Origin of the sequence: Longimicrobium sp. (assembly GCF_036388275.1) — a bacterium.
Lineage (GTDB): Bacteria > Gemmatimonadota > Gemmatimonadetes > Longimicrobiales > Longimicrobiaceae > Longimicrobium.
This window is the reverse complement of record NZ_DASVSF010000024.1, coordinates 1-22,894: the sequence shown is the minus strand read 5'-3', so window position 1 is coordinate 22,894 and position 22,894 is coordinate 1. Positions and strand designations below refer to the sequence as shown.

Below are 22,894 nucleotides of genomic sequence, written 5' to 3'. Positions count from 1 at the left end.
GCTTCAGTCCGCGGCCATGGAGCCGTCGGGCCGGGGCGCATCGCCGACGGGCTTGGCGCCCTCCAGGTGGCCGTTCCGGCGCTGGAGGAAGGGGACGCGCCCGCCGTACGTCAGCCGCAGGTTCTCTTCCGTGAACACCTCGGCCACCGGCCCCATGCCGATGCGGCGCACGTTCAGCAGCAGCACCCAGTCGAAGTACTCGGGAACGGTTTCCAGGTCGTGATGGACGACGACCACCGTCTTTCCGGCGGCACGCAGCTGCTGCAGGACGGTGACGATGGCGCGCTCGGTCTTGGCGTCTACGCCCTGGAACGGCTCGTCCATCAGGTACAGCCCGGCGTTCTGCACCAGGGCGCGCGCCAGGAACACGCGCTGCTGCTGGCCGCCGGAAAGCTGCGAGATCTGCCGCTCGGCAAAGTCCTGCATCCCCACCTGCCCCAGGGCGGCCATGGCGGCGTCGCGCTCCTTCTTTCCCGGCCGCCGCAGCCATCCCAGCGAGCCGTAGCACCCCATCATCACCACGTCGAGCACGCTGGTGGGAAAGTCCCAGTCCACGCTGCCGCGCTGGGGAACGTAGGCCACCAGCTTGCGCTGCTCGGCGTACGGGCGGCCGTGCACCAGAACCTGTCCCGCCGCCGCGCGCACCAATCCCAGCATGGCCTTGATGAGCGTGGACTTGCCCGCGCCGTTGGGGCCCACGATGGCCATCAGCACCCCACGGGGCACCTGCACGTCGATGTCCCACAGCACGGGCTTGTCTCGGTACGCCACCGTGAGGTCGTTGACCTCGATGGCGGGCGCCTGTTCGTTCATGATTCCTCGCATCTACGAATATTTCAGGGCTCGCGCAGCAGCGCGCGCACCAGGGTGTCGATGTTGTTGCGCACCATCCCGGCGTAGGTGCCGGCGGGGGTGCCCTCGTTGCCCAGCGCGTCGGAGTACAGCGACCCGCCGATCTGCACGTCGAAGCCCTGCGCCCGCACGGCTTCGCGCACGGCCTCGATGGTCCGGGGGGCGATGGACGTTTCCACGAAGACGGCCGGAATGCGGCGTTCGGCGATGAAACCCGCCAGCGCGTGCACGTCGGCCGTCCCCGCCTCGGCGGCGGTGCTGATGCCCTGCAGCCCGCGCACCTCGAACCCGTACCGCCGCCCGAAGTAGCTGAAGGCGTCGTGCGCGGTGATCAGCACCCGCCGCTCGGCGGGTACGCGCTGGGCCTGCTCGCGTACGTAGGCATCCAGCTGCTCCAGCTCGCGGCGGTAGCGCTCGGCGTTCGCCCGGTACTCCGCGGCGTGCGCCGGATCCGCCTCGCCCAGGGTTCGGGCGATCAGTCCCACGGTCATGGCCCACAGGCGCACGTCGAACCACACGTGTGGATCGTACGTGGCATATCCGGGGGTGCGGAGCAGTGAATCGCGCGGAATGCTGTCGGTAACCGCCACCACGCGGGTGCGCTCGCCCATCTCCTCGAGCACCTCGGCCATGCGGGCTTCCAGGTGAAGCCCGCCATAGAACACCACGTCTGCGCGGTACAGGCGGCGGACGTCGCCCTCGCTGGCCTTGTACAGGTGCGGATCCACGCCCGGCCCCATCAGCCCCACGACGCGAACGCGGTCGCCGCCGACGTTCTTCGCCACGTCGGCGATCATTCCCACCGTGGTTACGACAGTCAGCCGCCCCTCCGTGTCGGGCGGCTCCGGGGGCGCACATCCCGCCACCACGCCCACGGCCAGCAGCACCGCCGCCATCCCGCGCATACATCCCATCCGCATCCTGTATTCCCACACCGTTCGAAAGCAACTTTTAAGCGATGTTAAAATCGTGCCTAGGCCAGGATAAAGCAGAACACCCGTGGCGTCAAGGGTGTGCCGGTCGGGTTGGAGCACTCGGAAGGGGCCGCACGCGCCGAAGCGCGCCGATGTCATCCCGACGGAGCGGCCTCGGCGAACCTTCCCGCGCACCGGAGACAGCAGCGACCGAGGGATCCGCCACACACCATCCGAAGCGCACCGCTCTCGCCCCCACATCAAAGCCCAACTGACTACCGACGCACGCTCCGGCGAGCCCCTCCCCCACCCCTCCCCCGGCAAACTGCGCCGGGAGAGGGGAGAACTTCACCGGGGTTCGATTGGGTGTCGCTCATGCCTCGGCAGCCCCCTCTCCCCGGCCCTTCCCCCGTTTCGCAAGGGAAAGGGAGAATTCGATCGCGCGCCGACAGGTGCGGCGTGCGTGCATGGCTCGCTACCCGTCGCGGAGTACGACTTAGCCCTCAGGAGGTATCTTCGACACGGCGTCGAATGCGAATCGAACGTCGATCGAACCGTGCAACCAGCTTTCTCAAAAGCACTTGTGCCCCCCGCAACCCGCCCGGCGCACGTCCTGCGGTGAGGGTCCAACAGATGCGGACGTGCGCAGTCCGCCAGCATCGCGAGACGGGAGGAGACGACGATGAGGTTCGATGCCGCAATGGACGCATACCTGAACGGGTCCGACCGGTCGCGCCCGTGGACGCAGCGGGAGGAGGAGGTGATGCTGCGAGGGCTGGCGGAGTGGCTCCCCGGCCAGGTGGCAAGCGACGGCGTCGAGGACATCACCCCCGACGTCCTCACCCGCTACGCCGACGAGCGCCGCCTGTCCGACGAGGAGCGCGACGACCTGCAGGGCACGGTCGCCAGCCTGCGCGTCTGGGCCCGCACCCATGGTGAGGACGAGCAGCAGGACCGCCCCGCGAACGCCTGATCTTGTGATCGTCCTGACAAGACGAAACACCCTCTCCCACGCAGCCGTTGGAGAGGGTGTTTCCGTTTGGAAACCGCCGTCGCGGACGAGCTCAGCTCTGGATGCGCGCGAGCTCCACGCCCAGGGGACAGACGCCGACCGTGGCCTGCCCCGCGAGGGCGCCCGTCGGGCCCACCAGGTACAGGTTCCCCCGCTGGGTGCAGTTGCCGGGCGCGGTGAAGAACAGCTGCCCCTGGTCGTCGACCGTCAGGTCGCCGACGTCCGCGATCCCGTTCGGCTTCAGCGGGGTCGCCGGGGGAATCAGGAACTGGCGCGTCGCCGGGTTCCACGCGGTGATGCCGTAGCCGAACCCGCCCACGTACAGCACGCTGGGGTTGCCCAACGCCTCCAGCGAAGTGGGAAAGGCGCCGAACCCCGTGTTGTGCGACTCTTCGGTCAGCGTCTGCAGGTTCACCACGGAGAGCGAACCGTTCGCCTGGCCGAAGTTGCCGGAGTGGAGCACGTACAGCCGGTCGCCCAACACGGCGCCCGCCGCCGGGTTCACGCCGCTGAGCGCGATGGTCTTGACCACGCCCAGCGCTGGGTTGAGCACCGTCACGGAGCCCGGCCCCGCGGGCGCAAAGTTCACCAGGTTGCTGTTGATGACGAACGTCGTGCCGTTGCCCGCCACGATGGCCTGCGGATACACGCCCACCGGGATCTCGGCGCCCGCCTGCCCGCGGCGGACGTTCACAGGCGACACGGTGTTGCGGCCCGGGTTGGCGACCAGCGCCACGCTGTCGTTCACGAACGCCACGCCCGTGGCCCCCGAGTTGGCCGGAAGCGGCACGCGGTACGACACCACGCCGGCAGCCAGGTCCACCACGGCCGCGAACGGGTAGGTGCCCAGCGGCACCACGGCGACGTTGCCGCGCACCGCCAGGTCCACCGGGGTGCTGGCGGCCTGGGCCAGGCCCACCGTGCGCTCCGTCCCGCCTGGTTCCAGCGGCACGATGCTGAGCGTGTTGTCGACGCTGTTCACCACCACCGCCACCCGCTCTTCGCCATTGGGGAGGGCGGGGTTGCGCTCGCACGCGGCCGAAAGCGAGAGGGCGGCCAGAGCGGCCATCCCCGCCAGGCGGCGGACCAAACGAGTTGTCATCATCTCGGTCGATTTCGTGAAGGTAGCGGCGTGCGCTGGATGCGCACGTCCAGGCGAGCCCGGCGTCCGGGCTCGGGGTATCCCGCGATCAGGTGCCCTTTTTCGTCCAGCGCGCGATCCACGTCCAGCGCGGTGGAAAGCGCCCACTCACCCATCCGCCAGTCGCGAGCCACGCGCAGCTGCGTGGCCCAGAAGCCGGGGATGACGTTGGCCTCCGTGGGCGTGGGGTTCCGCGGGCCGGTGTAGCGGGCGCGCGCCTCCGCCCGCCACGGCCCCCCGCCCCACTCCGCCCCCATCCACCCGGAGTGCCGGGGGCGATACACCACCTGCACGCCGTCGTCATCCCTGCCCTGGCGGTCGTACGTGATGCGCGCCAGGGAGTACGACGCGTTCACCCGCACTCCCTTCCCCGGCAGCACGGCATCGGCGCGAAGGTCGATGCCGCGGCGGTGCGCGTCGATGTTGCCGGGGCTCCAGCGGTCGTTGAAGCGGCGCATCCACACGATCATCCCGCGCACGTCGCTGTCGTAGGCCGTGGCGTACGCGGAAAGGGACACGTTGCCCAGCATGGCCGCGGTGGAGGCGCCGATCTCCCACTCGTTGGGAATGCGCTCCGGGCGCAGGTCGGGGTTGGGAACGATCCCCACGCCGCCGCGAAAGAACTGGTCGCCCAGCGACGGCGGGCTGTACGCGCTGCGGTTGGCCAGCTGCACGCGGACCGGCCCGTCCATCCGCACCGTCAGCGCGCGGCTGGCGTACCAGTTTCCGCTCACCCCGTCGCGGTCCACGCGCGCCTCGGCCGAGAGCGCGAACGTGCGCCGGAGCACGCGCGCCTCGTCCGACGCGTGGGCGAAGACGCCGCCGCCGTACTGGGTGCGCGGCGCCTGCTCCGAGAGCGCGGCCTCCACGTGCTGGGCCAGCGCGTCCACCCCCAGCCCCAGTCGTCCGCGGCGGAACCCGGTGGACGACTCGGCGCGCGCGTTCACCATCCGCACCCGGGTGGTGTCGTCGTACGCCAAGCCGAACGGGGGCGCCGGGTCCGCGTAGCGCGCGCGCTGCACGGCGCCGGAAACCAGCGCCGAGGCCGGGCCGCGCCGCCACGCCAGCGACGCGCGTCCGCGCTCCATCCACTGCCGCGCATCCGGCGAGGGGGTGTGGCCTGTGCCGGGAAGGCCGCGCTTCAGCGTTTCCCATCCCCCGCGCACCCGCAGCTCGCCACCCGCGAGCCGGCCGGTGAGCGCGGCGAAGGCCCCGGCCTCGAACTCGTCGGCGTTGGTACGATGGACGAGCGTCGGATCGCTCGGGTCACGCTCGTAGGTGAACCGTCCGTCCACGGCCCGCGTGTGCGCGCCCGCCTGGATCGCGGCCGATCCCACCGGCGCGCCCCACTCGCCGCGCGCCGCCCGCGCGCCCAGGGTGCCGCCGGAGACTTCCGCGGCGGGCGGCACCTCGCCGGCCCGCGTCTCGATCAGCACCACCCCGGCGCCGGCGCGCGCGCCGTAGCGGGCGGAGTGGGCTCCGGGGAGCACGGTCACCCGCTCGATGCTGCTGGCGGGAACGGCGCTCAGGTCCGCCTCGCCGGATACGGGGTCGTTCAGCGGCGCGCCGTCCACCAGCACCAGCACGGCGTCGGCGCCGCTGCCGCGGATGCTCACGGTGCGCGATCCCGTCGGCCCGCTCTCGCGCACCGTCGCGCCGGGGGCGCGCCCCACCACGTCCGCCGCGGTCCGCGCCCCCGACGCTTCGATTGTCGCGCGGGTGACCACCGTTCCGTCGCGCTGCGGATCGGGCACGGTCGTCACGGCGCTCACGGTGTCGAGCAGCAGCACGTCGCGCGCGAGGGGGATGGAAAGCCACGCCGCCTCGCCGTTCCTCACCCGCACCTGCGCGCTCCATCCCACGTAGCCCGCCCGGGTGACGCGAACGCGATGGGCGCCTTCTTCCACGCCGCGGATGGCGAAGCGGCCGGCACCGTCCGTCCACACCCGGATCCCCAGCTCCGGGAGATCGACGGCGGCCATCTCCAGCGGCGCGTCCGTCCCCGCCTCCGCCACGCGGCCGGCCACCTCGCCCGGGCGCTGGGCCGCGAGGGAGGCGGGGAGGGCGATCGACAGCAGAAGCGACAGCAGTCTACGCCGCATGGCCGCGCTCCATCCGCCCGCACTGCTCGCCCGATAGCGGCACCACCTGCGGCGCGCCCGTGTCCGGACCCGGCCCGGGATGCGGAACGATCTCCACCGGCCAGCCGTAGACGCGCTCGACGGTTTCCCTCGTCAGCACCTGCGCGGGGGTGCCCTCGGCGGCCAGGCGCCCGCCGTCCAGCAGCACCAGGCGATCGGCGTAGCGGGCGGCAAGGTTCAGGTTGTGGGTGATCAGCAGCACCGTCTTTCCGGCGTGCCCCAGGTCGTGCAGCAGCTCGAAGATGGCCATCTCGTGGGCCACGTCCAGCGCGGCGGTGGGCTCGTCCAGCGCCAGCGTGGGCGCCTGCTGCGCCAGCGCGCGGGCCACCCGGGCCCGCTGCCGCTCCCCGCCGGAAAGCGTGCCGATGTCGCGAGCCGCCATCGTATGCACGTCGCAGCGCCGCATGGCATCACCCACGGCGCGGCGGTCGGCGTCCCCTGCGCGGCGCCAGGGGCCCAGGTGCGGGTAGCGCCCCATCGTCACCATCTCGCGAACGGTCATGGGGAACACCGCGTCCTCGCCCTGCGGGACCACGCCCACCTGCCGCGCCAGCTCGTCGCGGCTCCACGCCCCGAGGGGACGATCATCCAGTTCGATCCGACCCGCGGCGGGCGCCAGCGTGCCCAGAAGCAGGCGAAGCAGCGTGGACTTGCCAGACCCGTTCGGCCCCAGGACGGCGGTGCACGCGCCGGCCGGGATCTCCAGCGACAGCTCCGAGATCGCCGGACGTGCGGATTCCGGGTACGCGAACGTCACCCCGTCGCAGCGCCACCCGCTCACGCGCCCCTCCTGCGCAAAATCCACAGGAAGAACGGCACTCCCACGAACGCCGTCACCACACCGATGGGCAGCTCCGTGGGCGCGGCGACGGTGCGCGCGAGCGAGTCCGCCAGGACCAGGAAGGTGGCGCCGAGCAGGACGGACGCGGGGATCAGGAAGCGGTGGTCCGCCCCCCACGTCATCCGTACGATGTGCGGAATCACCAGCCCCACGAACCCGATCACGCCACTGACGGCCACGGCGGATGCGGTCAGCAGCGATGCCGTCCCGTAGGCCGCCAGCTTCACCCGCTCCGTCCTCACCCCAAGGTACTGCGCGGTTTCTTCACCGACGGCCAGCAGGTTCAGCGGCCGCGCCAGGACGAACAGCACCGCCAGCGCCGGCCCCGCCAGCACGGCGAGGAGGCCGATCTCCCGCCACGTGGCGCCGCTGAAGCTCCCCATCATCCAGAAGAGCGCGGATCGAAAGCTCTCCGTGTCCGCAAAGGTCAGCACCAGCAGGATGCACGCGTTGAAGAACGCACCGGCGACCACGCCGGAGAGCAGGAGGATGCGCGTGTCGAGCGTGGGACCGACGGAAGCCGCCATCCGCAGAACCACCACGATGGCGATGGCCGCCCCCGCGAACGCCGCCAGCCCCACTCCCGCGCTCGACGCTCCGGCGCCGAACACGATCGCCGCCACCGCGCCCACCGCCGCACCGCCCGAGACACCGAGGACGTACGGCTCGGCGAGGGGATTCCGCAGCAGCGCCTGGAACACGGCGCCGCTGGCCGCCAGCGCGCCGCCCACCAGCGCAGCCAGGAGCGAGCGCGGCACCCGCAGCCGCTGCACGATGGCCACCGTGGTGGGGTCGCCCGCGCCGCGCAGCGCGTCCAGCACCTCGCGCACGCCCAGCCGCACCGCGCCCAGCCGCACGCTCAGCAGCAGGGCGCCGGCGCAAAGGGCGGCGAGCAGGGCCAGGCGCAGCGCCGGCTTCATCGGCCGGCCAGCTCCGGGTGGATGGCGTCGCGGAACAGGCGCGCGGTCTGGGCGATCCCCGGCCCCATCAGGTACACCTGCTCCACCGGCAGGGCATGCACGCGCCCGGTGCGAAAGGCGTTCAGCTCGCGCCACCCGGGTTTGGTCGAGAGCTCGCGAATCCGCGCCGCGCCGTCGCCGCTGACGGGAAGGAGGATCACCTCGGGCTGGCGGCGCACCAGCTCTTCCATCGACACGTACTGCGGCTGCCCCTTTGCGTCGGGGAACGTCGTCCGCCCGCCGGCGACTTCCATCAGCTGGATGGTGGCCGTCCACGGCCCTGCCGTCATCAGCGGCTCGTCGCCCACCACGATGAAGGTCGACCGCGCGGGCCGGCCCGCCACGGAAGCGCGCAGTCCATCGAGTTCGCCGCGCACCGCGGCAGACGCGGAGTCCGCCTCGCGCGTCCGTCCGCTCAGCACGCCGAGCCTGCCGATGGTGCGGAACACGTCCGTGGTGTCCGTCGTCCGCACGGCGAAGAAGGGGATGCCCAGCTCGCGCAGCCGGTCGCGCACGGGGTTGGCCCCCGCCGCGTGCCAGCCGATGACCAGGTCCGGCCGCAGGGCGAGGATCTTCTCCAGGCTGGGGTCCAGCCCGCCGCCGACGGACGGGAGCGCGTCGACGCCCAGCCCTACGTCGTACTCCGTGCGCCCCGCCAGCTGCCCGCGCGCGCCGATGGCCACCAGCGTCTCCGTCGCGCTGGGGGCGAGGGAGATGATGCGCCGCGCCGGGACGGCGAGCCGCACGGTGTCGCCCGCGTCGTCGGCGGCGGAGATCGCCCGGGCGGCTTGCGCGGGAGCAGGATCCGCCTGCCGCTCTCCGCCGCACGCAGGCAGCACGAGCACCGCCACGGCCATCAGGGCCGGGGCGGCGGTGCGGCACAGCCAGCGTGCGGAGTCCAGAATCAAAACGCCCGTTCCTTCCAGATTGCGGAAGGGACGGGCGGCAGCAAGGCAGCGGACGGGGCGTGTACGTGCTCCGGCCAACAGACTCGTACCCCGCGCCCCTCCCGCGAGGGGTGCATCGTTGCGGGAACGAGAGGGCCGCGTCTCCTGGCTCGAGGCAGCACCGCTCGCCTTCCCGGGCAACGACCCAGTGGCGGAGTGAGCGGGCCGGACCGGCGTGCGCCGGGCCTCTTACAGTGGCGGGGCCGCGCCGGATTTTCACCGGCTTCCGTGAGGCCCCCTCGTGCTATGTCGAATCTAAACTAGCCGCGGGCACCGAGGGTGTAAAGTGCGTCATCCACGATCGCCAGGCCTTCGGATCAGCGCAGCGTAGCGGCCGCGGGAGTGAAGGCAGCTAGCGACAGGCTCGGAGGAACTTGTCGGTCAGGACCACCTGGTCGTCGCACGCCTGGCGCAGCCGGTCCGTATGCGCCTGGCCCGGGAAGTGACACCAGATCACCCTCCTTCCGGTCTGCTGCACGGCTTCCACGGCGCGGACATAATCGGTGTCCCCCGCGACCAGCACGGCAACGTCGTAGCGATTCGTGTGTGCTCCAATGGTCATGTCGACGGCGAGGTTGACGTCCGTCTCCTTCTCGCCGGCGTGCTTGTGCGTGAAAACCCTCTTGCACAATTCGCATGTGATAGCTTGCCGCCGTGGCTCGTTCCGGCCCAGGATCAGGTCCAGCGCCTTGCTTGCGCGAAGGACTTCGAAGAAGCGCTGCTGCCCGACGTATTGGCGGGAACTCCTGTCCAGAGGTGACGCGTAGTATCGCATCTTGACGAGGACGTAACCGCGCGCGAGTTGTCGAGCAAAGCGGGGGATGTCCAAATCACGCGCCCCGGCATCCAGCTGCGCGAGCCGAAAGTTGGTTCCGTCAACGAAGATCTCCATGCGGAGCATCCGCGCAGGAGCCGGGTCGGGTGATTGGACCGTCACGAGAGGTTTCGGGTGAAAAAATAACGAGGGGTTGTGCGACATGCGCACAACCCCCCGGAGTTACGTACCCGGTACCCCGAAGGGAGCGGGCCTGCTTTCGTGACGCGAAAGCTATACCGGGGCGGGGCGAATGTCAATCTCTGTGGCGTGTCGCAGGACAGGCGTGTGCATGGCGGGCGAGGGCCGCCTCCATCATTCCTTTGGGATGCGGAGCTTCCACCCGAACCGGCGCAGATCGATGCGGCCCCTGGCGTCGAACTCCACCCCCTCCTGCTCCAGCCGCATGCGCTGCAGCAGGCTTCCGCCCGGCTCGTCCGCCCGCGCGCTGATGCACCCCTGCGCGTTCACCACGCGGTGCCACGGCACGCGCCCGTCCTTGAGCGCATGCAGCGCGTATCCCACCTGCCGCGCGTGCCCGGGCAACCCGGCCAGCGTGGCGATCTGTCCGTACGTCGCGACCCGCCCGCGCGGGACCTTCCGCACGGCGGCATAGATGCGGGCGTACGCGTCCGACGGACTCACGCGGATGGGCCCGGCCCGACGATCAAACCAGCACCCGCAGGCGTCCGGGATGGATCTCGATGCTTACCTCGTGGGCGGCTTCGGCGATGATCTCGCCGTCGGCGTGCACGGGGAGCGGGTCCGGGCTGGTGACGCGGACGCGGCGGGCCTGGCGCATGCGCACGCACGAGGCGCCCGTGTGCGTGCCGCGCAGCACCTGGGGAAGAAAGCGCAGGATGCCCAGCGTCCCCAGCCCGTCGCACATGCACACGTCCAGCACGCCGTCGTCGATGCGCGCGTCGGGGCAGATCCAGAAGCCGCCCCCGTGCCGCCCGCCGTTGCCGACGGTGACCAGCGTCATGGGCCTGTCCCCAGCCGCCTGCCCGTCGATCTCCACGCGCATCCGCGGCGGCGAATAGACACGAAGCACCTTCGACAGCGCGTGAAGGTACATCGCCAGGCCGCGGAAGCGCCGACGACGGTCCACCTCGATGGCCACGCGCGCATCCAGCCCGATCCCCACGCCGTTGCTGAACCAGCGCCCGTTCACGCTGCCGACGTCCACCTGCCGCCCGGAGCCCGCGACGATCCGCCGCAGCGCCTGCACCGGCACCGTCGGCACTCCGGCCAGCCGGGCGAAGTCGTTGCCGCTGCCCATGGGCAGAATCCCCAGCGCCGCGGGCGGCCCGTCGCCCGCGGCTCGCATCAGCCCGTTGACCACCTCGTGCACCGTGCCGTCGCCGCCCACGGCCACCACGGCCGGCCAGCCGCCGTGCGCCGCCGCTTCCGCCAGCTCCGCCGCCTCGCCACGCGCGGACGTTTCCGCCACCACGTGGTCGACGCCGGCCATCTCGCGCGCCAGCACCGCGCGCATGCGGGCTGCGGCGCCGCGCCCGGCGGTGGGGTTCAGGACGACGTAGAACCGGTCGATGGGCATGGGTGGGGCGAGCGGGGAAGATGCGACGCGGGCGCGGGACGATGGCCCGCGCGGGGCCAGCCGCGCAAGGGCGTGAAGTGCGGCGGGCGCGCGCCCTGCGTAGCTTCCCGCGCATGACGCAGGGACGAAACCGGCTGATCGGAACGCTGTTCGTGGCCATCGCGGCCACGCTGTGGGGGCTGATGGGCCCCGTCACCCGCACCGCCCTCGCCGAGGGGCTGCACCCGCTGGAGGTGGCGCTGTGGCGTGCGCTGATTGGCGCCGCGCTCTTCGCCGTGCACGCCGCCGTTACCCGCAAGGTGCACATCGACCGCGGCGACCGGCTGATGGTGGCGGCGTTCGGCGTCGTCGGGGTCGCGGGACTGCTGGCGTCGTACTCGCAGGCGGTGGACGCGGGCGGGGCCGCGCTGGCGGCCATCCTGCTGTACACCGCGCCGGTGTGGGTGGCGCTGCTCTCCGCCGCGTTCCTGGGCGAGCGGATCACCCGCCGCGTGGTGCTCGCGCTGGCCCTGGCGACGGCCGGCGTGGCGGGCATCGCCCTGTCCGGCGGCGGCGGCATCCGGATCAGCCCCGCGGCGCTGGGGTGGGGGCTGCTTTCGAGCGTCGCCTACGCCATGTACTACCTGTTCGGCAAGCGCTACTTCGAACGCTACACCACCGCCACGCTCTTCATCTACGCGCTCCCCATCGGCGCGCTCACCTTTTTGCCCTTCGTGGACTTCCGCCCGAAGTCCGGCACCGCCTGGGCCGCGCTGGTGTTCCTGGGCGCGGTTCCCACCTACCTCTCGTACGTGTTCTACAGCGCGGGCCTCAAGCGCATCGAGGCCACGCGCGCCGCCACGGTCGCCACGGTCGAACCCGTCGTGGCGGCCATCGGCGCCTACTTCATGTGGAACGAACGGCTGAGCCCCGTGGGCTACGCCTGCGCCGCCGTCGTCCTCCTGGGCGTCCTGCTGATGGTGGCCGGGCCTTCACGCACCACGCAGGACGAGCCGCCTCACCCCTGAGCGGCGCGGCGCGCGGTGCGCCCCCGGGGAGCCACGCGGGCCCGCACGGCCCGGGGCGCCGCGGGCGCCGGAGCATCGGCTGCCAGCACCGCCCCCAGCTCCCGCGGCGTGGCCCCCATCGCCAGCATCGCGCGGATCAGCAGGTCCAGCGACACCGAGGGATCGGCCGCCTCCATCTTGGCCACGCGCGACTGGCTGGACTCCAGCAGCTCGGCCAGGCGCTGCTGGGTGAGGCCCATCGCCAGGCGGCGGGCGCGCACCGCGTTGGAGAGGGCGATCATGAGCTCCACGTACGCCGCCTCGGCGGCGGTGAGGCCGAACAGCTCCTGGACGTCGGTCTCCACCCAGCCCTGTTCCTCCAGCTGCTTCTGCTTGCGAGCGTTCATCAGTTCTCCTCCTGGCTTGCGTCGTAGCGTCTGAGCCGCTTCCTGCACACTTCCAGCACCAGCACCGGCGTTTGCTGCGTGGCCTTTTGAAAGATGTCGACCACCACCACGGCGTCGGGATCGATGCGATAGACGATCCGCCAGCTCTTGTCCTCGTCGACGATGCGCAGCTCGTGGCACCGCGCCCCGATGCCGGGCATGGGCCTGGACCGCGGCATGCTGAGCATGCGCCCCTCCTGCAGCGCGCGGATCAGGGTACCGGCCTCTCGCCGTGCACTGGCCGAGAACGGCGGCGTCATGATCCGGCCCGACAGCACCACCAGGCGCTTGCCCGCCGCCCCCGACCTTTCAATCATATGTCACATCCGACATGTGCGCAAGGCCCTTCATCGCCGCGACGGCCAGCTGCGCATTTCCGTAGATCCACCTGCGGCGCGGGAGAACGCTACGCAAGTGCACGGAGTACACGCCAGGGGGTGGCCAAAATCAGTCGCGGCGCTGGCGCGTCCGGAGCGGACATTGCGAGACAGCGGCGCGGAACCCCAGTAGCCACGCGGGCACTGACGGGCTATCCGCTCCCGCCACAGGTTGGACACAGATAGGAAAACGCTCCCCGGCGGACCGAGTCCGCCGGGGAGCGCCGTTTCTGAAAGCCTCCGAAGTCAGCCGCCGATACCCGCGCGGGCCTCCTCCAGCAGGTCTCGCAGGGTCGCCAGCCGCTCGGCTCCCAGGTGGGCCAGCTGCCGCACGTGCAGCTCGCGCATCGAGTCGTCCAGCGGCGCGATCATCTCCAGCCCCTCCGGGCTGATGCGGGTCCACACCACGCGCCGGTCGTGCGTGCACCGCCACCGCTCCACCAGCCCCCGTTTTTCCAGGCGGTCAATCAGCCGCGTGACGTCCGGGTCGCGGGTGATCATCCGCTCGGCGATCTCCCCCGCGGTGAGCCCCGACTCGCCCGCGCCGCGCAGAATGCGGAGCACGTTGTACTGCGTGGACCGCAGGTCGTGCTGGCGCAGCAGCTCCGCGATCTCGGCTGACAGGGCCTCGTACGTGCGGGCCAGGTTGAGGAAGATCTCCTCTTCCAGGCTGTCGATGGGCTTCGACTGCTTCAGTTCTTTCTGGATGCGCCCAGCCATGGATCTCCCGCGGTTCGAGTGCACCCCAAGTAGATGCGTTGCAACAGATATCGTCAAGTGCACGTTCTTGATGAATACACCCCATGGCGGGGAACGTCCCACAGATGCGACGAGGCGCGGGGGATCGCCTCCCCCGCGCCTCTTCCCATCCTGCCCGTGATGGACCGTTACGGCGTGGCGGGACGCACCCGGTAGACGCGGCCGTCGTGGACCACCGCCACCTGCTCGCCCAGGCTGAAGTAGCGGGCCAGCTCGGGAATGCGCGTCACCAGGTCGAAGTACGCCGGGGTGCCGAACTCCAGCGCGGTCTCCGGCAGGCGTGTGTCGGGCTTGATCTCCGCGTCGGTCCACACGCCGCCGCGCAGGTAGAACGTCTTGTCGCCCACGCGCTGCATGCCGCGCTCCGCACCGGTCACCACCACGTCCTCGAGCGCGACCGCCTCCTGCTGCCGGCGCGACTCGCGGCTCTGCTCCACGGCGCCGCGGCCCGTCGTCGCCGACGGATCCCACTGGGGGGCCGCGGGCGGGGGAGGCGGCGGCGACATCGCGGGCGGCGGGGGAGGGACAGGCGACGCGGGTGCCGGCCTGCCGCCCCTGCGGTCCCGACGCGTCTGGGGAGCCGGCGCAGGCGCGCCATCGAGCAACAGCGGGGTGTTCCCGCCGGCGCGGCCCTGTCCGGAAAGGTCCTCGGCACGGGTTTGCGCCCCCGGCTCCAGCGCCAGGAACGAGGTGTACGGCGTAACGATGCCGTAGCGGGTGCCCAGGTCCACCACCTCGTCCACCAGCTCGCGGTTCTCGCCGTTGCTGCGGATCTGCTCCATCAGCCAGCCGACGCGCCGCGTGGCCCACAGCCGGGGAAGGAACTCGTGACGCTCGTCGCGCCGGGGAAAGCGCAGCCCGGGATAGGTGAACGTCTGCGTGGGCGACGCGTTTCCGCTCAGCCGCAGGGTGACGTTGGCCAGGTCCTGCTCGTTGCGGTAGCGCCCCACCAGCGCCACCTGCGTGCCCTTGAACAGGTCCGGCAGGGCGCGCGGATACACCAGGTCCGTGCGCACCGCGCCCATGTCCAGGCGCAGGTTGGTGAGCACGGGATGGTTCACCTTGTCGAAGAAGGCCGAGACCTTCACCTCGATGTCCTCGTTGGGCGCCACGTAGTCGGCGGTGCCGCCGTTTTCGGCCGCCACGCGGTCCAGCAGCCGCGTGTTGACGTCGTATCCCACGCCGAAGGTGAACAGCCGCACGCCCTCCGCCCGCCCACGCTCCACGTTGCGGATGATCTGGTCCACGTCCGTCACGCCGACCGTGGGCAGGCCGTCCGTCATGAACACCAGCAGCCGCGGGCGCGTCGACGTGCGCGGAAACTGCCGCAATCCCTCCGTGAGTGCGTCGTTGATGTTGGTGCCGCCGCGCGCCTGCAGCCCCTGGACGAAGCGGGCGCCGCGGGCACGCCCGGCCTGGTCGGCGGCGATCAGCCCCTCTTCCATCAGCCGGGTTTCGCCCGAGAACGCCACCACGTTGTAGCGGTCGCCGGGGTTCAGGCCGCGGATTCCGTAGGCCAGCGCGCGCCGCGCCTCCTCCATCTTCCCGGCCTCTTCCATCGACCCGCTGACATCCACCACGAAAACCACGTCCTTGGCGGGGTACTCGCGGCGCTGCGACTCGGAGGTGGGCGAAAGCAGGAGCAGGAAGTACCCGTCCTTCCCCGGTTCGCGGTAGGTGAACAGCGACATCCCCACCTCCGCCTCGGACAGCGAGTAGAAGAGCTGAAAGTCCCGCCGCTCCGAGCGCGGCCCCTGCTCGAAGCTCACCCGCGCGTCCGCGCCGCCCTGCCGCCGCACGTCTACCTGGTGGCTGGGCGAGTACACCGTCCGCAGCCCGCCGCGCGCGGCGATCCTCACCTCGCCCGTCAGCCGCTCCACCCGCGCCGCGTTGCGGCCGATGCCCAGCGGGTAGCGGTATCCCACGCTGCCGTTCTCGGCGCGCAGCACCTGGGTGTAGGTGAGCTCCAGCTTCTTGGTGCCCCGCGCGGGGATGGGAAAGATGCGCGCCTGGAACAGGTTCTGGCCCGCGTACTCCAGCAGCCCGGGGTCGCGCACGCGGCGGACGATGTCCTCGTAGATGCGCCGGGCCTCGTCGCGCGGCCGCACCTCGCCCTCCAGCCGCCGGTTGCCGTCCCAAATGGCGAACTCGGTGACGGAGGCGTCCTCGGGGAGCGGAAAGAAGTACGTGCCCTCCATCACCTGGTCGTGCTCGTTCCGGAACACCTGCGTGACGTGGGTCGTTGCCACCTGTCCCTGGATGGTGGTCTGGAAGGAGACCGATTCCACCGGGATGCTGGGAAAGCGCTCCGGCTGGGGCCTCGGACGACGGCAGTCGGGGCAGGGCCCGGGAACGATGATCCCCTGCGCCGCGCCGGGCGTGGCCGCGCCCAGCAGCACCAGGGCGATCAGGAGGGATGGAATGCGCATGGGGTCCTCGGACGGACGAGTGATGGACAGCGGTGGGCACTCCGTTGTACTCGCGCGCCCCCGGTCGGGGTTCCCTTGCGCCCGTGCGTGAGGCGGCGGTACGAAAACGCAGCACCCGGCGATGCGGAATGCATCGCCGGGTGCCAGTGCGCCGACCGCCCTTCCCTGCGAGCCCTCGCCGGGGTCGGGCGGCCGTCCTTCTGGATGTCACGGTTCACGGCTGCCATGGCAAGCCGCAGCCATTCCGCGCCTTTACAGCGGGCAGCAGTTCGTCAGGCAGTTTTCGTAGATGCACGTGTACGTGCCATCCGTGTTGCAGGTAAGCACCCGCCACCTGCCCCCTTCCAACTCATGTTGCGAACTGACGGGCGAGGTGAACAGGCTGGCTCCCAGCAGTACGGCTGCAACCTTGAGCAGGCGAGATTTCGACATGATACGCTCCGGCGTTGCGGGGTTTGATGGTGCGGCGAGGGCTTACTTCAGAGGCACGGGGCCAACCTGCTTCAACAGGTCGCTCCCCTTGAGCGCGAAATGGACGGAGTCGACCGTCGTGTCGGGCCGGAGATACGCAACCGTCAGGACGGCGGTGTTCCTGAATCCAAAGCTGTCCCGTGTGGTCGCGACAACGGGAAGCCTTATCCGTTCCTGGCGCACGAACGGGCAAACAGCCGCGGTGTCGGACGCAGGGGTGACCAGGACCGCGTCCGCTCCTGGATGAAGGTGCGAGGGCAGCCGCCGCAGCATGTAGCCCAGGTCCCGGCAGCTGAGACACTGCCGCGCATTGACCAGTACCGCCACCGCGGGTGCCCTGACAGGTGCGGCGGCCCCGCATGCACCGACGACGGCGCCGCCGCGCAGCGCCCCCGAAAATCCGGCGGCGCTTTCCATGGCTTCTTCCCGCTGGACGGCCAGGCTCGGCGGTCCCGCCCCGGCTTCATCGGCGCACCCGGCGAGGGCTCCAGCAAGTGCAAGCCATGCCGGGATGCACCTCATTGCCGGGGGCGCAGCTGGAAGAATCCGAGCTCTACCTGGTCCTGCCCGGGAGTGAGGATGCCGATGGCTCCGCCGTTTCCCGCACCGATGATGGGCGGCGCGCCGCTGGCCGCGAGCCACTGGCCATCTCTTCCGCGTACCAGGAGCAGCATCGGATCTCCATCATTCAGGACGCCCTGTACATACGGCAGGAACAAGGCACCGCCCGCGGAGCTGATGGTGCTTCCCGAATGGAAGCTCCGGCTCCACGCCATGAGCCCCTGAATGCCGTCGGGCAGCGACTTCGCCGGAGGCGCGGGGGGAACGTACCCCGGAAAGGCGAGCCGGGTGCGCCCCTCACGCCCGGTCGGCAGGTGCACGCTCCACAAGGTGTCGGAGAGCGTCGTGGAGACGTACGCGGTGTCGCTCGACACCGTTACGAAGAAGCTCCGGACGTTGCCCCACAGCTCCAGGTCGTCCTGGCCGGTGGGGTTCACCTTGCCGATCCGCAGGAACTGGCGGCGGATCGTACCCGAGGAGTCCATTTCCACCAGCACGCGGTCGTCGGTGGCACGCCTGACCGCGAGAAGGTACGTCGAAGCGGTGAGCGGCTCGAAGCCCATGATGACGCCTGCTCCGCCCAGGCGGGTGGAGCCGCGGAGCGTTCCGGCCGAGTCGAACACCTGGATCCGGGGATTCTGGGCATCGGCGACGTAGATCAACCCGCCAGGGCCGAACCGCGGGTACCGGGGGGCGGTGAACTCGCCTGGGCCGCCGCCCTTCCGCCCGATGACGCGGAGCAGGCGGCCGTCCGGCGCGAACAGCTTTACGTTCCCTTCCGACACGTCGCCGATCAGGATGCGCCCGCCGCTGTCCTGGTCGATCCCGGAGATCCGTACGATGGGCGCCGAGTCGGGCTGCTCCAGCCGGACGGAGCCGCTCCTGGCGAACAACGCCGAAAACTCGGCGGGCCGCGCCTGTGCGACGACACCGGCACCGCTCTCCGGACGGCTCTCGGAGCATGCCGCGCCCCAGGCAAGGAAAACGGTGGCCGCAAGGACGCGCGGGGAAAAACACTTCATGGGGAACGCGGAGGGCGGCGGGAAACATCTGGCTTCCGAATGCTAACCCCCCGCCGCTCCGGGCCGCAAGTGGTGCCGCAAGTGGTAGCGTCACGGGCCTGACCAGACCGGGGACAGGCGCCGGGGGATTGGAAGCGACTGTCGGCAACAGGAAAGCCCCCTCGCCGGTGGACGAGGGGGCTTTCGGTGCGAGGCGAGGCGCGATCAGGCGCTGGCGTGCACCAGGCCCACCAGCTCTTCCGCCACGTGCACGCCGGCGACGTCGGCCACGGCGGTGCTGTCGGGGAGCCCCGGGCCGCCGATGACGATCTCCGTTTCCGGCGGCGCCATGTCGCGAAGCTCGCGCACCAGGCGCCGGAACTCGGCGGTGCCCATCTGGTTGACCACCGAGGTGCACAGCAGCGCCGGGCGGCGGCTCTGCACCACGCGCTGAAGTTCGTCCATCGGCAGGTCAACGCCCAGGTACAGCACCCGCCACCCGCGCGTCGCCAGGTTGATGCAGATGCCCATCAGCCCGAACTCGTGCCGCTCGCCCGCCAGCCCCACGCACACCGCCTCGGGGCCGCGCGCGGTGCCGGTGTCCAGGTCCTCCATGATCCCCGCCAGCTTCTCGCGGATGAGGGCGCTGGCGAAGTGCTCCTCGGCCACGCCGATCTCCGCGCACCCCCACAGGTCGCCCACCTCGCGCACCAGCGGCAGCAGCACCTCCTCCACCCGGCGCACCGGCGGCAGGTTGGAGATGGCGTCGTACGCCTCGAGCGCGCCGCGGCGGTCGAACGTCAGCAGCGCCTCGAGCATGCGGGCGCGCGCCTCGCGCACGGAGGGCCCGGTGCCATCCGCGGGGAGCGGCTCGGAGCCGCGGCGCACGCGCGTGATGGCCTCGCCAATCGTCAGCCCCTCGTCTACCAGGGCCTTGATCCGCGACAGCATGGCCACGTCTTCGTCCGTGTACAAGCGGTAGCCGGAGCCGGTGCGGTCGGGCGCCACCAGCCCGTACCGGCGCTCCCAGGCCCGCAGCGTGGCCGGGTTGATGCCCGTCAGGTGGGCGACTCGCTTGATGCGATAGGTCATACGACGTCCCTCGATCGAAAAGCCGGGTGCTGCCGCGCGAGGCGGGCGGCGGCACGCAGGGCGCGGGCCACTCTAGAACCACGTCCGAACCACCGATTACCATCATCGGCAGGACTTCTGCACAGATTGGAATCTCGTTGGACAGGGCTTGCCTGGCAAGGCGTGCAAATCGCGAATTCCTTCGATGCCAGCCGTGTGGCTCGATTCGCGTATGACCATGCGGCGCGGGTGCTTGCCTTGCGTCGCCGAAGGCCGGGGCCTTGCACTATTTTGGTGTAAGATCGGACCGGATTCTACGTGTTAAGGCCCGTCAGGAGCGGCAGGGTTGATGCCTGCGGATACTTCGTCCGATACCGAGGGAGCGATGGAGAACCGGTTCGAGTTCGATGGGGCCGAAGTGCGGGCGCTGCTCGATGAATCGCACGGGGCCCGGGGGCGACTGATGACCGAGGCGCAACGGCTGATCGCGGCCGGCATAGACCTGGCCGCCGACCCCGGCCAGTGGGACGGCGAGGTGAACCACCCGGGCACCGGCGCGCCTCCCGGGCTGTGGCTGATGAACGACCGCGGCGTGTACCTGCGCAGCAACGCCAGGAAGCGCGAGGCCGGCAGCGTGGCGTACGCGGCCGGCTTTCGGTCCGGCGTGCAGGTGGGCGACGAGCCGATGTGCGAGTTCCTGGACGGCGCCCAGCTGGGGCCCGTGCAGGCCGGCGACACGCTGGTCGTGACCGTTACCGAGCAGAAGCTGCGGCTTTCGCTGCGCCGCCCCGGGTAGCGCCGGCGGTCAGCGGGCCAGCGCGGGGGTGCCCTGCTGCTGCTTGTGAAGGGCGATGGTCGCCATCAGCGCGCGGTACGACATGCCCGTGAACACCACCCACAGCACGATCCGCCCGATGAAGAAGGAGCCTCCGAAGAGCTCCAGCACCTGCATGAGGACCGTGAGGGCAGAGAACGCCAGCAGCAGCCCCGCGGCCACGCGGCTGTGCATCTCCTTCAGCGCGAACGCCAGCGCGCCCACGATCACCCCATCCGCGTACCAGTACTGCCCCACCACGTCCCGGAGCACGTAGCCGAACACCAGGGTGAAGCCCGCCACCCAGAAGAACCGCGTCGCCGCCACGTTGATGGCCTCGATGGCGTCCTGGTCGGCGGCCGCCCGCGCCTGCGTGGCGTACGCGGGCCCGGCCAGCGCCGCGGCGTTGGCGGTGGAGGGCGCGGCGAAGTACGCGAACGGGTTCGCGGACGACTTCACGGACTCGCGATGCGTCAGGTGCTCACCATCGGGAAGCGCCACCCACTGCACGACGGGGTTCAGGATCCCGCAATGCGGGCACGATCTGGCGCTGGCGGCGGCCGGCTGGCCGCAGTCACGGCAGGACTTCATGGGGAGGAGATTGGTGGTGTGCGGAGGGGAATTGGGTAAACAAAATGCTTTATTTTCCGCATCGGCGCAAGGGTCAGCGCCGCCCCAGCCCCGCCGCCTTCCACACCCACCAGATGAGCACCAGCTGCAGCGGAAGGCGCAGCAGGAGCAGCATCACGCCCAACAGGGGGTCGCCCGAGGCCCGCGCGTCGGCGTACATCTGCAGGTTGGCGGGCCACACCGCCACCAGCAGCAGCACCAGCCCCCATCCCGCCGCGCGGCGCAGCCGGGGCATGCACAGCCCCACGCCGCCCGCCACCTGACAGACGCCGCTCACCATCACCAGCTCGCGCGGCCACGGCAGGTACGGCGGCATCACGCGGACGTACATGTCGGTGATGGCAAAGTGAAGCACGCCGGCCACGACGAAGATCGCCGCCAGCACCATCCGCGACGCGCCAGCGGAAACCCCGATTTGCATCCGTTCCCGTTGTCGCAGCGTCCGCTGATCAGGGCCGCGTGCATGCGCAGGAGCCGGGCCGCTGGCATGCTCGGTGCGCGCCCGCCGCGCCCGACATCCATCGAACGGAGAGGGCGAGCGATGCTGGGACGAGCGAAGGGCGGGGACGATGCGGCGGCCGTGGAGGCGGTGCGCCGGGCGGCGGTTCCGCTGAACGGCGGCGAGGGCGACTGGGACGCGCTCCTGGAGCTGGTGGGCGATGCGCGCTTCGTGCTGCTGGGCGAGGCCACGCACGGCACCCACGAGTTCTACCGCGCCCGCGCGGAGATCACAAAGCGGCTGGTCCGCGAGAAGGGGTTCACCGCCGTGGCGGTGGAGGCCGACTGGCCCGACGCCTACCGGGTGAACCGCTACGTGCGCGGCGCAGGCAGCGACGCCACCCCCGACGAGGCGCTGGGCGGATTCCAGCGCTTTCCCCAGTGGATGTGGCGCAACGACGACGTGGTGGAGCTCGTCGCCTGGCTGCGGGAGCACAACCAGTCGCTGCCGGCGGATGCCACGCGTGTCGGCTTCTACGGGCTGGACCTGTACTCCATGTTCGCCTCCATTGAGGCCGTCATCGGCTACCTGGACGAGGTAGACCCCGAGGGAGCCCGGCGCGCGCGCCAGCGCTACGGGTGCTTCCATCGCGCGGGCGGTGGCGATCCGCAGTCGTACGGGTACGCGGCGCAGCTGGGCATCACCCCGGCGTGCGAGGAGCAGGCGGTGCGCCAGCTTCACGAGCTTCGCGAGCGGGCGTCCGAGATGGCCGGGGAGGAGGGCGGCCTGGCGGGGGATGAGCACTTCTACGCAGAGCAGAACGCGCGGCTGGTGAAGAACGCCGAGGAGTACTACCGCAGCATGTTCGCCGCGCGCGTGTCGAGCTGGAACCTGCGCGACTGCCACATGGCCGACTCGCTGGACGCGCTCTGCGGCCACTTCGAATCGAAGGGCATCCCGCCGAAGGTGGTCGTCTGGGAGCATAACTCCCACCTGGGCGACGCGCGCGCGACGGAAATGGGGCGCGACGGCGAGTGGAACGTGGGCCAGCTGGTACGCGAGCGGCACGGCGACGAGGCACGGCTGATCGGCTTCAGCACGTACTCGGGCACGGTGACCGCCGCCAGCGAGTGGGACGCGCCGGCGGAGCGGAAGCGGGTGCGGCCGGGGATGGAGGGCAGCTACGAGCGCCTGTTCCACCAGGTGGGCACCCCCAACTTCTTCCTCCCCCTGCGCGGCGGCGGCCCCGCGGCCGACGCCCTGCGCACCTCGCGGCTGGAGCGCGCCATCGGCGTGATCTACGCTCCCGAGACGGAGCGCTGGAGCCACTACTTTCACGCCGAGGTCGCGGACCAGTTCGACGCGGTGATCCACTACGACGAAACCAGCGCCCTGCGGCCGCTGGAGCCCACGCCCGGCTGGGAATCCGCCGAGCCGCCGGAGACGTTCCCATCCGGCCTGTGAGGAAGCGGGGCCCGGGATGCGAGGCGTGGACGAGCACAATGCCACGACCGCGCATCTTGCGTCACCCGGATACATCTTGCGTCGCCCGGATACACTGCGGGATCGATGGGACAGGCAGGCCGGGTGCTCGGGCCGGCGCCCCCCATCCCCAACCCTTCCCCCGCAAACTGCGCGGGGGAAGGGAGCCAGTCGAGTGCACCGGGCCAGCCGGAGCGCAATCGAATTCTCCTCTCCCCCATGGGGTTTATGGGGGAGAGGCCGGGA

23 protein-coding genes and 1 riboswitch are annotated in these 22,894 nt (G+C 70.9%); of the genes, 4 read left to right on the top strand and 19 right to left on the bottom strand.

Annotated features, from left to right (window positions below; translation table 11 throughout):
* Window positions 1–3 precede the first annotated feature (3 nt).
* The gene (locus tag VF632_RS07595; protein ID WP_331022269.1) at window positions 4–813 is read right to left on the bottom strand and encodes a metal ABC transporter ATP-binding protein; all 810 of its coding nucleotides are present in this window, start codon (window positions 811–813) and stop codon (window positions 4–6) included.
* Between the two features lie 23 nt (window positions 814–836).
* On the bottom strand, window positions 837–1,748 hold the full coding sequence (locus VF632_RS07590; RefSeq protein ID WP_414682886.1) for a metal ABC transporter solute-binding protein, Zn/Mn family: 912 nt from the start codon (window positions 1,746–1,748) through the stop codon (window positions 837–839).
* A 700-nt stretch (window positions 1,749–2,448) separates the two neighbouring features.
* On the opposite strand from VF632_RS07590, the gene VF632_RS07585 reads away from it, so the two are divergent.
* Complete coding sequence (locus VF632_RS07585; RefSeq protein WP_331022267.1) at window positions 2,449–2,739, top strand: hypothetical protein; 291 nt, start codon at window positions 2,449–2,451, stop codon at window positions 2,737–2,739.
* Window positions 2,740–2,830: 91 nt separating this feature from the next.
* On the opposite strand, the gene VF632_RS07580 is transcribed toward VF632_RS07585, so the two are convergent.
* The 8 genes from VF632_RS07580 to VF632_RS07545 form a co-directional block, all read right to left on the bottom strand.
* Window positions 2,831–3,883 carry a hypothetical protein gene (locus VF632_RS07580; RefSeq protein ID WP_331022266.1) on the bottom strand — a complete coding sequence of 351 codons (1,053 nt, stop codon included), beginning with the start codon at window positions 3,881–3,883 and terminating at the stop codon, window positions 2,831–2,833.
* On the bottom strand, window positions 3,880–6,021 hold the full coding sequence (locus VF632_RS07575) for a TonB-dependent receptor (protein ID WP_331022265.1): 2,142 nt from the start codon (window positions 6,019–6,021) through the stop codon (window positions 3,880–3,882). The genes VF632_RS07580 and VF632_RS07575 overlap by 4 nt, the downstream gene beginning before the upstream one ends.
* Window positions 6,011–6,841 (bottom strand): ABC transporter ATP-binding protein, encoded by an 831-nt coding sequence (locus VF632_RS07570; RefSeq protein WP_331022264.1) that lies wholly within the window; start codon window positions 6,839–6,841, stop codon window positions 6,011–6,013. The genes VF632_RS07575 and VF632_RS07570 overlap by 11 nt, the downstream gene beginning before the upstream one ends.
* Window positions 6,838–7,821 carry an iron ABC transporter permease gene (locus tag VF632_RS07565; protein ID WP_331022263.1) on the bottom strand — a complete coding sequence of 328 codons (984 nt, stop codon included), beginning with the start codon at window positions 7,819–7,821 and terminating at the stop codon, window positions 6,838–6,840. Before VF632_RS07565 ends, VF632_RS07570 begins: the two co-directional genes overlap by 4 nt.
* Window positions 7,818–8,768, bottom strand: a complete 951-nt coding sequence (locus tag VF632_RS07560; RefSeq protein WP_331022262.1) for a helical backbone metal receptor — start codon at window positions 8,766–8,768, stop codon at window positions 7,818–7,820. The genes VF632_RS07565 and VF632_RS07560 overlap by 4 nt, the downstream gene beginning before the upstream one ends.
* 139 nt (window positions 8,769–8,907) lie before the next feature.
* A riboswitch (cobalamin riboswitch) is annotated at window positions 8,908–9,035 on the bottom strand.
* 124 nt (window positions 9,036–9,159) lie between these two features.
* Window positions 9,160–9,699, bottom strand: a complete 540-nt coding sequence (locus VF632_RS07555; protein ID WP_331022261.1) for an NYN domain-containing protein — start codon at window positions 9,697–9,699, stop codon at window positions 9,160–9,162.
* Between the two features lie 237 nt (window positions 9,700–9,936).
* Entirely contained in the window at window positions 9,937–10,266 is a 330-nt protein-coding gene (locus VF632_RS07550; RefSeq protein ID WP_331022260.1) for an MGMT family protein, read from the bottom strand.
* A 22-nt stretch (window positions 10,267–10,288) separates the two neighbouring features.
* Entirely contained in the window at window positions 10,289–11,182 is an 894-nt protein-coding gene (locus tag VF632_RS07545; protein WP_331022259.1) for a diacylglycerol kinase family protein, read from the bottom strand.
* Between the two features lie 113 nt (window positions 11,183–11,295).
* On the opposite strand from VF632_RS07545, the gene VF632_RS07540 reads away from it, so the two are divergent.
* Window positions 11,296–12,189 (top strand): DMT family transporter, encoded by an 894-nt coding sequence (locus tag VF632_RS07540; RefSeq protein ID WP_331022258.1) that lies wholly within the window; start codon window positions 11,296–11,298, stop codon window positions 12,187–12,189.
* Here VF632_RS07540 and VF632_RS07535 read toward each other — a convergent pair.
* The 7 genes from VF632_RS07535 to VF632_RS07505 all read right to left on the bottom strand — a co-directional run bounded on the left by VF632_RS07535 (window position 12,180) and on the right by VF632_RS07505 (window position 19,304).
* Window positions 12,180–12,575, bottom strand: coding sequence for a helix-turn-helix domain-containing protein (locus VF632_RS07535; RefSeq protein WP_331022257.1), 396 nt, complete (start codon window positions 12,573–12,575; stop codon window positions 12,180–12,182). The two genes, VF632_RS07540 and VF632_RS07535, sit on opposite strands and share 10 nt — an antisense overlap.
* Complete coding sequence (locus VF632_RS07530; protein WP_331022256.1) at window positions 12,575–12,931, bottom strand: type II toxin-antitoxin system RelE/ParE family toxin; 357 nt, start codon at window positions 12,929–12,931, stop codon at window positions 12,575–12,577. Before VF632_RS07530 ends, VF632_RS07535 begins: the two co-directional genes overlap by 1 nt.
* 306 nt (window positions 12,932–13,237) lie before the next feature.
* The gene (locus VF632_RS07525; RefSeq protein WP_331022255.1) at window positions 13,238–13,711 is read right to left on the bottom strand and encodes a MarR family winged helix-turn-helix transcriptional regulator; all 474 of its coding nucleotides are present in this window, start codon (window positions 13,709–13,711) and stop codon (window positions 13,238–13,240) included.
* A 167-nt stretch (window positions 13,712–13,878) separates the two neighbouring features.
* On the bottom strand, window positions 13,879–16,179 hold the full coding sequence (locus VF632_RS07520) for a VIT and VWA domain-containing protein (protein ID WP_331022254.1): 2,301 nt from the start codon (window positions 16,177–16,179) through the stop codon (window positions 13,879–13,881).
* A gap of 474 nt (window positions 16,180–16,653) precedes the next feature.
* Window positions 16,654–17,067, bottom strand: coding sequence for a hypothetical protein (locus VF632_RS07515; protein WP_331022253.1), 414 nt, complete (start codon window positions 17,065–17,067; stop codon window positions 16,654–16,656).
* 101 nt (window positions 17,068–17,168) lie between these two features.
* Window positions 17,169–18,233, bottom strand: coding sequence for a 6-bladed beta-propeller (locus tag VF632_RS07510; protein ID WP_331022252.1), 1,065 nt, complete (start codon window positions 18,231–18,233; stop codon window positions 17,169–17,171).
* Between the two features lie 204 nt (window positions 18,234–18,437).
* On the bottom strand, window positions 18,438–19,304 hold the full coding sequence (locus VF632_RS07505; RefSeq protein ID WP_331022251.1) for a MerR family transcriptional regulator: 867 nt from the start codon (window positions 19,302–19,304) through the stop codon (window positions 18,438–18,440).
* Between the two features lie 328 nt (window positions 19,305–19,632).
* On the opposite strand from VF632_RS07505, the gene VF632_RS07500 reads away from it, so the two are divergent.
* Entirely contained in the window at window positions 19,633–20,079 is a 447-nt protein-coding gene (locus tag VF632_RS07500) for a hypothetical protein (RefSeq protein WP_331022250.1), read from the top strand.
* A gap of 9 nt (window positions 20,080–20,088) precedes the next feature.
* Here the strand turns inward: VF632_RS07500 and VF632_RS07495 are convergent, their stop codons facing one another.
* Together VF632_RS07495 and VF632_RS07490 are read right to left on the bottom strand one after the other, a co-directional pair.
* A complete protein-coding gene (locus VF632_RS07495) occupies window positions 20,089–20,688 on the bottom strand; it encodes a zinc ribbon domain-containing protein (RefSeq protein ID WP_331022249.1) in 600 nt (199 codons plus the stop codon).
* Between the two features lie 73 nt (window positions 20,689–20,761).
* Complete coding sequence (locus tag VF632_RS07490) at window positions 20,762–21,148, bottom strand: DoxX family protein (RefSeq protein ID WP_331022248.1); 387 nt, start codon at window positions 21,146–21,148, stop codon at window positions 20,762–20,764.
* Between the two features lie 120 nt (window positions 21,149–21,268).
* Here VF632_RS07490 and VF632_RS07485 point away from each other — a divergent pair, with 120 nt between their 5' ends.
* Window positions 21,269–22,630, top strand: coding sequence for an erythromycin esterase family protein (locus VF632_RS07485; RefSeq protein WP_331022247.1), 1,362 nt, complete (start codon window positions 21,269–21,271; stop codon window positions 22,628–22,630).
* Window positions 22,631–22,894 lie beyond the last annotated feature (264 nt).

Coding starts and splice junctions, on each gene's coding strand:
- VF632_RS07595 (WP_331022269.1), bottom strand. CDS start 813: ATGAACGAACAGGCGCCCGCCATCGAGGTCAACGACCTCACGGTGGCG.
- VF632_RS07590 (WP_414682886.1), bottom strand. CDS start 1,748: ATGGCGGCGGTGCTGCTGGCCGTGGGCGTGGTGGCGGGATGTGCGCCC.
- VF632_RS07585 (WP_331022267.1), top strand. CDS start 2,449: ATGAGGTTCGATGCCGCAATGGACGCATACCTGAACGGGTCCGACCGG.
- VF632_RS07580 (WP_331022266.1), bottom strand. CDS start 3,883: ATGATGACAACTCGTTTGGTCCGCCGCCTGGCGGGGATGGCCGCTCTG.
- VF632_RS07575 (WP_331022265.1), bottom strand. CDS start 6,021: ATGCGGCGTAGACTGCTGTCGCTTCTGCTGTCGATCGCCCTCCCCGCC.
- VF632_RS07565 (WP_331022263.1), bottom strand. CDS start 7,821: ATGAAGCCGGCGCTGCGCCTGGCCCTGCTCGCCGCCCTTTGCGCCGGC.
- VF632_RS07555 (WP_331022261.1), bottom strand. CDS start 9,699: ATGGAGATCTTCGTTGACGGAACCAACTTTCGGCTCGCGCAGCTGGAT.
- VF632_RS07545 (WP_331022259.1), bottom strand. CDS start 11,182: ATGCCCATCGACCGGTTCTACGTCGTCCTGAACCCCACCGCCGGGCGC.
- VF632_RS07540 (WP_331022258.1), top strand. CDS start 11,296: ATGACGCAGGGACGAAACCGGCTGATCGGAACGCTGTTCGTGGCCATC.
- VF632_RS07535 (WP_331022257.1), bottom strand. CDS start 12,575: ATGAACGCTCGCAAGCAGAAGCAGCTGGAGGAACAGGGCTGGGTGGAG.
- VF632_RS07530 (WP_331022256.1), bottom strand. CDS start 12,931: ATGATTGAAAGGTCGGGGGCGGCGGGCAAGCGCCTGGTGGTGCTGTCG.
- VF632_RS07525 (WP_331022255.1), bottom strand. CDS start 13,711: ATGGCTGGGCGCATCCAGAAAGAACTGAAGCAGTCGAAGCCCATCGAC.
- VF632_RS07520 (WP_331022254.1), bottom strand. CDS start 16,179: ATGCGCATTCCATCCCTCCTGATCGCCCTGGTGCTGCTGGGCGCGGCC.
- VF632_RS07515 (WP_331022253.1), bottom strand. CDS start 17,067: ATGGAAAGCGCCGCCGGATTTTCGGGGGCGCTGCGCGGCGGCGCCGTC.
- VF632_RS07510 (WP_331022252.1), bottom strand. CDS start 18,233: ATGAAGTGTTTTTCCCCGCGCGTCCTTGCGGCCACCGTTTTCCTTGCC.
- VF632_RS07505 (WP_331022251.1), bottom strand. CDS start 19,304: ATGACCTATCGCATCAAGCGAGTCGCCCACCTGACGGGCATCAACCCG.
- VF632_RS07500 (WP_331022250.1), top strand. CDS start 19,633: ATGCCTGCGGATACTTCGTCCGATACCGAGGGAGCGATGGAGAACCGG.
- VF632_RS07495 (WP_331022249.1), bottom strand. CDS start 20,688: ATGAAGTCCTGCCGTGACTGCGGCCAGCCGGCCGCCGCCAGCGCCAGA.
- VF632_RS07490 (WP_331022248.1), bottom strand. CDS start 21,148: ATGCAAATCGGGGTTTCCGCTGGCGCGTCGCGGATGGTGCTGGCGGCG.
- VF632_RS07485 (WP_331022247.1), top strand. CDS start 21,269: ATGCTGGGACGAGCGAAGGGCGGGGACGATGCGGCGGCCGTGGAGGCG.